Here is an 11,210-nt window from a genome sequence, read left to right as displayed (position 1 = left end):
TTAGAAAGGGAATGAAAACTATGGATAAGGCAAATAAAATGGCAGTAACAACGGCAGTCAAGCCAGTGCGTCCCCCTTCTAAGAGTCCTGATGCGGACTCAATATAGGTGGTTACGGTAGAGGTGCCTAAGATTGCCCCAGCAGTAGTACCGATTGCATCTGCCATAAAGGCTCGCGACCCATGGGCAAATTCCCCCTTTTGATTGAGATAACCTGCTTTGACTCCTAGTCCAGTTAGGGTACCAACGGTATCAAACAGATCCACAAACAGTAGCACAAATAGGATACTCAGTAGTTCCCAGATATTGGTCTGAACTACCTGTGACAGACCTACAAATGCCTGACCCAGTAAATCTCCTGGCCACTGGGGTAAGGCAACAATTCCTTGTGGCCAAGGGGCTATACCCAAAATCCATGCCAGTAATGCGGTGGCAAGAATACCCCACAGCAGTGCTCCGGTAATGCGTCGAGCGATCAAGGCTGAGGTAATTAGAATCCCGACAATGGTGACTAATGTGGCTGGCTGAGTCAACTCTCCCAAGGTAGTGGTAGTTGCCTGAGACTGAGCAATGATACCTGAACTATTGAGACCAATATAAGCAATAAATAAACCAATGCCTGTGGTGGTCGCTTGTTTAATACATTCGGGAATTCCAGTCACAATTTTACGGCGAACTCCAGTAACCGTTAGGACTATAAAAATTAGTCCTTCAATCAAAACAGCAGCCAGAGCAACCCGCCAATCGATGCCTAAACCCAACACTACTGAAAAGGTAAAGTAGGCATTGAGACCCATGCCTGGTGCTAGGGCAAATGGATATTTGGCATAGAGTCCCATCACTAGGGTTGCCAAAGCAGCTGAAATACCCGTGGCAATCACTAGTTCCCCAAACAAATCCTTGGGTTGTTGGAGGAAAATGGCATTAGACAAAATATCGGGATTGACCACCAGAATGTATGCCATGGTGACAAAGGTGGTTACTCCCGCCAGAATCTCGGTACTAAGTTTGGCTTGGTGTTGATCAAATTGGAAGAATTTAGCGATCGCGTTCGCGCAGCGTCGGCTCTGCCGAAAGCGTGACCAAAGGTCAATCCCATTGGTATCTTCCACGACTGGACGCGGTTCACTCAACGGGTCAGATTCTGGAGTCATGGCAAGGCAAGGGTAATCAATCTGCTGCTAGCATAGTGGTTTTTTGGCAAATGCGATCGCGTAATCTAAATCTGTAACCTCGGCGTTGCGTCAGTCTTTGAATGAATAGGAGTAGAGTGGGCATCCTGCCCGCCCCAAAAGTACGCCGAACAGGCAAGATGCCTATTCCACCTCACTCTTAAAATCATTCCATTATTAAGCAACGCTGTAACCTCTGCTGGCTCCAATCTATCCTTTGAGAATAGATTAGGGTTTACCTGAAATAACAACACGACCAACAGCTACCACAAAACCGCCAACTGCTGTGATCAAAATGCCGATCAATGTCCAAATTTGTGCCTTGGTTGAACCTTTTAATTCTTTGACATCCGTTGCAATCGCGTCTACTTGTATCTCTACTTTTATTAGTGTTTCGTTTATCGTGTTGACATCTTTTTGAAGGCTATCTAGCTTTCCCTTTATGTCTTTTAATACTTCCTTTAAGGAGTAAGTAATTTTTATGGGGGTCTCGCTCATGGGTTAAACTCCTAATTAATTATTGGTGATGTCATATACCCTTGACTTTTGTTGCCAAATCTTGGAATAATACCAACTAATTGTATACTAGCTTAGTTCGTTAATACTGCATCCAAACAATTTGGATGAGGGAATTATAACGTTTTTGGCAGTTATGAGGTACAGTAGTCTTTGAGGCTGACTCCCTTAAAAACATTTTTACTATTGCTAGCATGCCTATTGCCTTTTGCCTTAAAAGAATAAGCTTTTTTCTCAAAAGTTACTGATAATTGCTATCTATGGATGACTTGGTGAAAAATTAGATCCCTGAAAAAGCCCTAAACGTTGCATCATGGGCCGAGCTCCGGGAGTGTTGTCAAACTGGAAGCAAATCCCTACACACCACTGTCGAGTTTATGCCCGGACAGGTAATCTCTAAATTTGGCGTACAAAAGAGCCTAGATCACCCCAATTATTTAAGCCTCCAAATTGGCTATCATCAACATATTATGCTCGACCCATAATTTTTGCAGTATCTCAATCATAGCTGCGCTACCAATGTATTTTTCGCTGTGAGCGATCGCGTTTTGATAGCCATGACTAAAATTGAAATTGGCGAGGAAATGACTTTATTCTATCCATCGACGGAATGGTCGATGGATAGAGAATTTGATTGTAGTTGTCAAAGCAAAGATTGCCTAGGTACTATTCGAGGTGCCGCCTACTTACCCTTAGATATTTTAACAAAATACAAACTTGCAGAGCATATACAGCAGCGCTTGCTTAAACAATATTGATTTCATAAATTTTGCTTTATAAACAGTTTTAATCAACAGTATCAAATAAAATTAGGAAAGCTACCACTATGAATAAATACGATAACATTGCCGAGTATTATGACTCCACTATGAAGAGTGGGTATTACGACTATCCGAAAGAAGCTCAGTCCCTCGACTCTATCCTCAAAGGTCGGAAAAAACTTCTCGAAATAGGGGTGGGAACGGGATTGCTTGCAGAAAAACTGCTGGAATTAGATCCCAGCTATGAGATAACTGGAATAGATTTTACTCCTGCTATGTTAGACCGGGCTAAAGCTCGTTTGGGAAATCGAGCAAAGGTAGTAGAAGGTAATGTGTTATCAATGGATCTGCAAGAATCTTTTGATGGCATATATTCCCATGGGGGTCCGGCAGGTGTATGTCGGGTTGGTAAGGATTACCACTTATACAGTTTTCTGCCCAATTTTGAGGACACCGTTAAAATGTTAAACAATATTGCCTGCCATTTAGTTGAAGGAGGCTTGTTTGTACTTAATATTCAAGCAGAATAAATTGATGCAGATGGCGAGCAAGAGATTGGCAATGGCATTGTTTACGCTCAGCAAAAGCATCTCGATTTCCTAGAGAATAAAGAAATGTACTTTTGGGAAACAGACTATCGTTTCAAAAAACAAGGTAGAATAGTTGCTAGCGATCGCCATAAGTTCTTAATGGTGTACGGCCAACTTCTAGAAGATACCATGAAGGCGGCAGGGTTTAAGTGGAAAGAGGCGACTCCCGACGATTTATATATGGTTTACAAAAAAGTGATGTAAAAGCAAGTTTTAGTGCGACGCAACGAGAAAAACGTATTCACAACAATTAAGATTTGGCAGTAGCATGATCTCAAAAGACGATAACAACCAAGAAATAAAAGATGGGTGGCGAGATGATGTAACTGAATTTATAAATTGGATGAAAATTATTCCAACTATTCCTGAGAAATTGTTTAAGATTGCCAGTGATATTCCCACCCCGGCACTTGTGTACGACCTAGATGCCATCACTGACACTGTAACCGCTTTACGAAACGACCTCAGAGAAATTCCGAATATTGAGCTTTGTTTGGCTGTTAAAGCAAACCGCTGCCAATCTGTGTTGCGTCATATGGCTAAACTTGGGCTAGGAGCAGACATTACCACCATACAAGAGCTAAATGCTGCCATGGCAGCAGGGCTGTGGCCAATCTACTCTACAGCACCAGGCTTCTCAGTTGCGGACCTTAAGCGTTTGGCAACTGAGGGTGTGATTCCAGATTTGTGCAGTTTGTCTCAGTTGCGTGTCTGGTGTGAAAGCGCTAACCCAGACAAAAGAGTTGGGCTTCGACTTCGCCTTCCTTTTCACGAAGATGCCAAGACGAAGAATTTAGTAACCAGGTGGAGTAGATTTGGAGTTGATCCAAAAGATTCTGCTCTACACAGCCTAATACAAACCCATAAGCTTGAGGTCGTCCATCTTCATGTTCATGAAGGTGAAACTTTTTCAGAAGCAGATCTAGATCAGACCCTTGATTTGCTAGTATCTTGCTTGGAAATCTTTCCTAAAGTTGAAGTGCTCAATCTCGGCGGCGGTTGGGCTTACCTGTTCCATCTGCAAAAACCTGAAGCACAACGGGTTTGGAATCTAGTAAATAAAACCATTACTAGTATCAACAACCAGCGCCAGCAACTAGTGCGGCTTGTGATTGAGCCAGGAATGCTATTGACTATGATGGCGGGCTACCTGGTTCGGAGGTCAAAGCAGCAGACGATCATCCCTCTGGGCATCGCATTGTGGTTTTGGATACCTCTGCTTGGAACTTGATGTTCTGGGCACCACGTCCAGCAGTTGCTCAGATCCCTTTCCGAGAAGGACCGATGTTCGTCCATGACCTCGCAGGTTGTACCTGTTATGAGACAGATTATTTTTGTCTTAACGAAAAGATGGCAAGAATAGAGGTTGGTGACCGCGTGATCTTGAATGCATCGGGTGCCTACACCAGCAGTGTGGCAGGGAGTTTGCATGGACTACCAATACCGAAAGAGTTTGTCATTCGCGACAACCGTCTATGCCTGGTTGACTGATCATATTGGGTGAGCAAAAAAAAGCTTCTCAAACCCTTTTGCTCCCCGCTGCGTCACCAGACCGGGGTTTCAAGGAAATACCCAAGGAATCACACTGGCGCGATCGCAAACTTTGTGATCAGCTGCAAAAGCTGATTACACTCCTTATTATTATTAATAAAGAAGTGGCCACCAGGAAACATGTGTACCGTGAAAGTGCTACTGGTTTGGTCACGCCAGGCCGCAAGCTCATCACTGTTGGCGTCGGTATCCTGCAAACCTCCGAAAACAGATATCGGACAATTAAGTGGGGATTCGCTAGTGTAGGTATAGGTTTCGTTAATCCCGAAATCCGCTCGCAGAATCGGTAGAAACAGCTCCATTAGCTCCTGGTTTGCTAGCACAGCCTCTGGTGTGCCATTATATTTACGCAATGCTTCGATCAACTCAGACTTGGGCAAGTTATGAAGGGGAGGTTTTCGAGCAGGTACTTGAGGAGCGCGGCGACCGGAAATGAACAGGTGTCGAGGACTCGGGGCTTCCTGGCGGCGGAGTTGACGGGCTAATTCAAAACTGATTAGTGTTCCGAGACTGTGACCAAAAAAGGCAAAGGGGATATCTAGATAGGGCAGTAACGCTGGTACTAGGGTTTCAATCAGAGGCAATAGGCTAGTAACCAGGGGTTCCCGCATTCGCTTGCCCCGTCCAGGCAGTTCCACTGGGCAGACTTCGATATGGGGTGCCAATGGGTCTGGCCAAGTGCGAAAGCTTGAAGCAGCACCACCCGCATAAGGAAAGCAAAATAGGCGCAGGCGGGCTTTAGGATTGGGTTGTGGGCGAGTGATCCAAGATTTGGTAGTAGTCATTGGTTATTTTGAAGGGAACAGGGAGTAGGGAGTAGGGAGTAGGGAATAGGGAGTAGGGAGTAGGGAATAGGGAGTAGTGAACGAAATTATCACAATTCATTTAGGATTACTATCTTTGGAAAGTAATCAATAGACTTCGCCGCAGTTTTCGGTAAATGGATCACTTTTTTCATACAAGATAATAGGCTTAGTGGTTATTTCACCAAGCCCATCAATAGTTTACATTGAACCTCCCTTGATTTTAAAATAATTTAAAACCAGTTAAGCGATCGCTATAAATTACCAAACTTAATTTATATCTGTTAGTTGAAGCCAACGTAATTCGAGTAATTACTAGTCAAAAAAAACTCTCATAAAACTATGAGAGTAAAATGCTGAAATAAAACTAATAATTTTTATAATAACGGTCGCAATGTTGACACAACAATTTAGAATTATATAGGGTTCCTAAATGAATTGTGATAATTTTTGATGCCATAAGCTGTCACGCATTTAAACTCCCTTTTATTAAATCAGGAAAAAACCCCTGAAAATCTTTTAGCTTCTGCCTTCTGTCTTCTGCCTTATGCCTTGCTGTTGTACAATTTAAATGCACAACAGCTTATTCCCTACTCCCTACTCCCTACTCCCTACTCCCTACTCCCTACTCCCTGTTCCCTGTTCCCTGTTCCCTGTTCCCTGTATACTCTAAACCCAAGGACCTTGAATTGCAAATGTGATACCAGGCTCTTGAATGTTTACGAACATGATCCGACCATTGGGTGAGAAGCAAGCACCAGCAAATTCACTGCTGTTGAGGGCATTCCGTGCCAACTGGTAAAGCTCACCTTTAGGATTGACCCCAACCAGGAATTGGTCACCACCACCATCTTCACAGAGGATGAGATCTCCAGAAGGACTAATGGTCACATTATCTGGGTGTTCTAGTAAGCTGCGGTCATGGGACTCAATAAACAGTTCAATGGTGCCACCCTCTTGGGGATTGCTACCAGGAACATAGCGCCAGACTTGACCAGCTCCATTGGCCCATCCAGTCTTTGGATTTAAAGAACCACCACTAGTACAGGTAAAGTAAACCTCATTATTACCGTACCATGCCCCTTCTCCCCTGGTAAATTGGGTTGCTCCCTTAGCAAAACCTTCCACCCGCACAGTATCTTCTTCCGGGTCTACATCCTCAATCCGAACCCATTCTACTGCCATGGGTTTACCGACAGGGAAGTTTTTAACAGTGATTTTCTGAAATGTTCCCTGGATCTTTAATGCCTCCAGTACACCCCCTGCTTTTAAGTTGCTTGGTTGCTTGGGAATAAAGCGATAGAACAGACCATCCATCCTGTCTTCAGTCTGATAAACAATCCCAGTCTTGGGATCTACTGCAACCGCTTCATGGTTAAAACGACCCATTGCCACTAGAGGCTCAGCTTGCACTACTTCACCGGTAATGGGCACTTCAAAGTTATAGCCGTGCTTCATCGAAACACTTCTGGGGTCATCTACCGGATAAGTGGTGGGAGTAACGGTGCTTTCTTCACAAGTAATCCATGAACCCCAAGGGGTTGGTCCACCACTACAGTTTCGCTCAGTACCAGCAAGGGAAGTGTACTGTTTGACCAGTTGACCATTGGCTCCCACTACTAGTGTTGTCGTCCCACCCAGACACATGGGGTCATACTTGATATACTCTACTGCTACCAATCCATGTTTATCCAGTTGATGGGGGCTAAGTTCATGATTGCGCACCAGGACAGTATTGCCTCCCGGTGCAGGAAAAGCACCCATGCCATCGGGTCTACCAGGCACCAAATTGCTATCACTCATGGTGTCACCTGTGCGGGATAAAATTTTATAGCTAAATCCGGCTGGCAGGTCTAATAATTGATTAGGGTCTGGCTGAAGTGACCCGAAGCCTTTACCTCGAAATGCTTTACCAAGAGCCTTCTTGGCAAAAACCTCTTTCAACGGGGATGCCAGAATTACACTGGCGGTGCTAGCACTGGCTAAGGCAAAGAAGTGACGTCTTGATAAAGTCATTGGTGGATAACGGATAGGTGTTTGATCACTCAGAGCCATCAGCTCTATGCCCATCAGGATAAATCGTCGAACTATCCAAGTAGGCATCACAAATATCGACGTTCTCGGCTCGAAATAAGTTGCAACCCCTCAACTGAGCCTTAGTAAGGATAGCTCTTTTCAGGTTAGCATTACTCAAATTGGCATGGCTGAGATTGGCATGGCTAAGGTCAGTGTCCCTCAAGTCCGCTGCTTGGAGATTGGCACCAGCGAGATTTGCCCCCTGTAAATTAGCACGACGTAGATTTGCTCTGAACAGATTGGCATTCTGAAGATCCGCCCCAGAGAGATTGGTCTGGTAGAGTTGGGCATCACTTAACTGAACTGCTTGAAGTTGAGCTTGCTGCAACTTGGCTTGACTTAGATTAGAGTAAGGCAGGTAAGTCTTGTTAAGATTGCTGCTGCTCAGGTCAATTGCTTGTATATCTGCTTCAAACAGGTCAGCTTCACTGATATCTACTCCACTAAAGTCTCGTCTACCCCTAGCGTATTGTTCAAGTAACTCCGATCCACCAATCTTTTTCATTGCGCTATAGATAGGTCAGCTTTTGCCGCCCAATACCAATTTATAAAATAATGTCAATGCGTATTTATGCTTAATTATTTTATAAAGGTATAACTTTGTAGCGCCTTACACAGTTAATTATAATTCTTTTTTAATATTTGTGAACATTTGCTACGTAAAAATAAAAATAATTGACAATATAAGTTTTTTTTGTTATGAAGTTTTTATTTTATCGGTAAAGGTAGGGAACAGGGAACAGGGAACAGGGAACAGTGATAAGATTTTGCAGGGAGTAGCTGCTGAGTGGTGATAGCTGACCGCTCAAGGTATCAAACAGAAAAAAGTGATGTTATCAGCAGGGAGAGCCACTGGGGAAACTGCCTAGTGGTCAAGGTCGGGAGCTATCCAGGAAGTATAAGTCTAGATTAGACCTCTTGCAAAAGTATTTTTCTGATAGTGTTTACGTAAATTCTTGTCCACTGTTCCCTGTTCCCTATTCCCTGTTCCCTATTCCCTGTTCCCGACAACTGCAAGAAGTCTATTGGTGTAAAGATATTAAGCAAAGCTTCCTGTTCTGTTGCAACTAAGATGTCACAACTGCCAGTATCAATCGCTCAGCACTACCACGAGCGCACCAAATATGCTCCAGAAACCATATCAGCCAAAAATAAGGGCTTAGACTGGGAGAAGCAGCCGATACCTTTTAAAGACTACAAAGTTGGGACTAACTTTGACCTAAAACCATACTTCTCACAAGACCGGGAGCAGTTTACCTCTGAACCGAGTAAGACTTGGTGGCGGCTGTCCCAGTTACTACTGTGTAGTTATGGTTTGACGGCTAGGCTGGAGACAATGGGACCACCACTTTATCTGAGGGCAGCTCCCTCTGCTGGTGGCTTATACCCAGCTGAAGTTTATTTGATTTCCCGTGGTACTCCCGTATTACCATCAGGACTGTACAACTATCAGTGTCTTACCCATTCTCTAGTTCATTTTTGGCAGAGTGACGTTTGGAGTACACTGCAAGAGGCTTGCTTCTGGCACCCAGTTTTGGAGAGTACGGAACTCGCTATTGTAACTACAGCGGTATTTTATCGCTCCGCCTGGCGCTATGAAGACCGGGCATACCGCAGAATTTTTCTAGACACTGGTCATCTGCTAGGTAATATTGAGTTAGCTGGGGCTTTGAGTGATTACCGACCTCACCTAATTGGTGGGTTTGCAGATGAAAAAGTTAATGAACTGCTTTATCTAGACCTGGAACAAGAAGGAGCGATCGCAGTAATTCCCCTGGCCGATCAGCTCAAAGTTGAACAAAACTTGCCCATCGCCCCAACTGTGTTAGCATCTCCTACTGAGGTTAATTACCCAGACATTCCAGATGGAGAATTATTGGGGTATTTGCACCGCGCTACGGAAATTAAGCAGGGTGGTGATTGGAAGGCTAAAGGTAATAATTCAAAGAGTACAAAAATTGACGACCAGTTAGAAGACAAGTACAACTTTCCGTTTTGTGATAAAGTTTCAACTTCTACAAACCCCATAGATTGGGGGGAGTTAACCAGCTCAGGTAATGTACCGAAAGCATGTTTAGATACTATTCTAAAACGACGCTCTACCCGAGCTTATAGTGCAGCTAATCTGACCTTGGAGGAGCTAAAAGCTCTTTTGGATTTTACATACCAACCTCAGCATTACATTGAAAAAGGGTTAGATGGAACACCGGATTATTTTGATTTAAGTTTAATCGAAACATTTATAGCAGTATCTGGAGTAAATGATCTAGAAGAAGGCTGCTATTATTACGCCCCTAAGGCTCAAGAATTGCGGCAAATTCGCTTTAAAAACTTCCGGCAGGAATTGCATTTTCTGTGTTTAGGGCAAGATTTGGGTCGAGATGCCAGAGCAGTGGTGTTCCACACCGCTGACTTACAAAAAGCAGTGGCTAGATTAGGCGATCGCGCTTACCGTTACCTACACATGGATGCTGGTCATCTAGGACAGCGGCTCAATCTAGCAGCTATTTACTTGGGTTTAGGAGTAAGTGGTATTGGTGGCTTCTTTGATGACCAGGTCAATGAAGTTTTGGGTATTCCTGTTGATGAAGCGGTTGTTTATATTACGACTTTGGGGCGTCCTAGAATACGGCTTTGAGGTTTCGGGAGTCGGGAGTAGGGAGTAGGGAGTAGGGAGATGGGGAGGTGGGGAGATGGGGAGATGGGGAGAATGTCTGGTTTTGAAACAAAAGCCACACCCAAGCTATAACGGCTTGGGTGTGGCTTTTTAGGCGGCTATTTTATACAAAAACGGCGGCTATAAGGGAAAATCTTAACAAAAATGTAAACTTTGTTTTCGTTATGTTACATTAAATTTAATACTTTCTTAAGCATTCGTACCTAGAGGACTAATCAACTACATGGCGGAACCAACCCATCTGGCTGAGCTTGAGCAGGGTATAAAACTCTGGAATCAATGGAGAGACAATCATCCCAAACTGATCCCTGACCTGATGGAGGTAGACCTGAGTGGGAAAAACCTCAATGGTTTCAATCTCTTTCAAGCGGAGCTAATGGGAGCTAACTTGAGTGGGTCATTGCTGATTTATACTGACCTGACTGAGGCTTGTGTAGTTGGGGCAATTTTTGATAAAGCTATTCTTCGTCACGCTTACTTGAATAGAGCCAAGCTTACCCGTACATCCTTTCAAAGAGCAGACCTGACTATGACATCTTTGGAAGAGGCTAACCTAATTAGGGTTAACTTTTCTCTGGCAGACCTTGAGGGAGCTAATTTGTATAGAACTAACCTGATTGCTGTGAATTTCACCAAAGCCAATCTGAGTAGGGTCAACTTCACTGAGGCGGTGATGACTGGGGCTAATCTTAATGAAGCTCAACTGATTGGTAGTAATTTTGATAAAGCTAATTTAACAGGAGCAGATCTGGTTAAGGCTAATCTGAAAGGGGCTAACCTTAGTCAAGCTAATCTTAGTTATACCAACCTCAGAGAAGCTAACCTTAGTGAAACCAACCTCAGAAAAGCGAATCTTACCGGAGCTGATTTAACTCATGCCAACCTTCGGGGGGCTAATCTGATTGAAGCGGAACTTGATGGGGTGATATTGAATACGAGTATTTAGTTATATAGGAAAGGGAGTAGGGAGTAGGGAGTAGGGAGTAGGGAGTAGGGAGTAGGGAGTAGGGAGTAGGGAGTAGGGAGTAGGGAACAGGGAGATGGGGAGATGGGGAGATGGGGAGA

At 44.0% G+C, this 11,210-nt stretch carries 14 protein-coding genes; 8 read left to right on the top strand and 6 right to left on the bottom strand.

All coding sequences use genetic code 11. The annotated features are described in order from the left end of the window. The 3 genes from F6J94_RS22040 to F6J94_RS22030 form a co-directional block, all read right to left on the bottom strand. Positions 1–1,153 (bottom strand): NCS2 family permease (locus F6J94_RS22040; protein ID WP_293044156.1); only part of this gene is annotated, 1,153 nt, incomplete at its 3' end. A 16-nt stretch (positions 1,154–1,169) separates the two neighbouring features. Next, a complete protein-coding gene (locus F6J94_RS22035) occupies positions 1,170–1,310 on the bottom strand; it encodes a hypothetical protein (RefSeq protein ID WP_293044154.1) in 141 nt (46 codons plus the stop codon). An 89-nt stretch (positions 1,311–1,399) separates the two neighbouring features. Then, positions 1,400–1,669 (bottom strand): hemolysin XhlA family protein, encoded by a 270-nt coding sequence (locus F6J94_RS22030; protein WP_293044152.1) that lies wholly within the window; start codon positions 1,667–1,669, stop codon positions 1,400–1,402. Between the two features lie 575 nt (positions 1,670–2,244). Between F6J94_RS22030 and F6J94_RS22025 the strand changes: the two genes are divergently transcribed. The 5 genes from F6J94_RS22025 (at position 2,245) to F6J94_RS22005 (ending at position 4,529) form a co-directional block, all read left to right on the top strand. Continuing rightward, positions 2,245–2,445 (top strand): hypothetical protein, encoded by a 201-nt coding sequence (locus F6J94_RS22025; protein ID WP_293044150.1) that lies wholly within the window; start codon positions 2,245–2,247, stop codon positions 2,443–2,445. Between the two features lie 68 nt (positions 2,446–2,513). Beyond that, a complete protein-coding gene (locus F6J94_RS22020; RefSeq protein WP_293044148.1) occupies positions 2,514–2,978 on the top strand; it encodes a class I SAM-dependent methyltransferase in 465 nt (154 codons plus the stop codon). 84 nt (positions 2,979–3,062) lie between these two features. After that, complete coding sequence (locus tag F6J94_RS22015) at positions 3,063–3,242, top strand: hypothetical protein (RefSeq protein WP_293044146.1); 180 nt, start codon at positions 3,063–3,065, stop codon at positions 3,240–3,242. A gap of 64 nt (positions 3,243–3,306) precedes the next feature. Beyond that, entirely contained in the window at positions 3,307–4,269 is a 963-nt protein-coding gene (locus F6J94_RS22010; RefSeq protein WP_293044144.1) for an alanine racemase, read from the top strand. After that, positions 4,269–4,529 carry a hypothetical protein gene (locus F6J94_RS22005; protein WP_367142255.1) on the top strand — a complete coding sequence of 87 codons (261 nt, stop codon included), beginning with the start codon at positions 4,269–4,271 and terminating at the stop codon, positions 4,527–4,529. Before F6J94_RS22010 ends, F6J94_RS22005 begins: the two co-directional genes overlap by 1 nt. An 89-nt stretch (positions 4,530–4,618) precedes the next feature. Here F6J94_RS22005 and F6J94_RS22000 read toward each other — a convergent pair whose 3' ends face one another. The 3 genes from F6J94_RS22000 to F6J94_RS21990 form a co-directional block, all read right to left on the bottom strand. After that, positions 4,619–5,374: a thioesterase II family protein gene (locus F6J94_RS22000; RefSeq protein ID WP_293044140.1), complete on the bottom strand. Its 756-nt coding sequence runs from the start codon at positions 5,372–5,374 to the stop codon at positions 4,619–4,621. Between the two features lie 687 nt (positions 5,375–6,061). Then, positions 6,062–7,495 (bottom strand): alkaline phosphatase PhoX, encoded by a 1,434-nt coding sequence (locus tag F6J94_RS21995; RefSeq protein WP_293044138.1) that lies wholly within the window; start codon positions 7,493–7,495, stop codon positions 6,062–6,064. Continuing rightward, the gene (locus F6J94_RS21990; RefSeq protein ID WP_075896537.1) at positions 7,434–7,973 is read right to left on the bottom strand and encodes a pentapeptide repeat-containing protein; all 540 of its coding nucleotides are present in this window, start codon (positions 7,971–7,973) and stop codon (positions 7,434–7,436) included. The genes F6J94_RS21995 and F6J94_RS21990 overlap by 62 nt, the downstream gene beginning before the upstream one ends. A gap of 413 nt (positions 7,974–8,386) precedes the next feature. Here F6J94_RS21990 and F6J94_RS21985 point away from each other — a divergent pair, with 413 nt between their 5' ends. The 3 genes from F6J94_RS21985 to F6J94_RS21975 all read left to right on the top strand — a co-directional run bounded on the left by F6J94_RS21985 (position 8,387) and on the right by F6J94_RS21975 (position 11,091). Next, a complete protein-coding gene (locus F6J94_RS21985; protein ID WP_158069392.1) occupies positions 8,387–8,539 on the top strand; it encodes a hypothetical protein in 153 nt (50 codons plus the stop codon). Between the two features lies 1 nt (position 8,540). Then, a complete protein-coding gene (locus tag F6J94_RS21980) occupies positions 8,541–10,106 on the top strand; it encodes a SagB/ThcOx family dehydrogenase (RefSeq protein ID WP_293044136.1) in 1,566 nt (521 codons plus the stop codon). A 262-nt stretch (positions 10,107–10,368) separates the two neighbouring features. Further along, entirely contained in the window at positions 10,369–11,091 is a 723-nt protein-coding gene (locus F6J94_RS21975) for a pentapeptide repeat-containing protein (protein WP_293022872.1), read from the top strand. The last annotated feature ends 119 nt before the right edge of the window (positions 11,092–11,210 follow it).

This window comes from Moorena sp. SIO1F2 (assembly GCF_010672755.1).
Classification (GTDB): domain Bacteria; phylum Cyanobacteriota; class Cyanobacteriia; order Cyanobacteriales; family Coleofasciculaceae; genus Moorena.
This window is presented reverse-complemented; position numbering and strand designations above follow the sequence as displayed.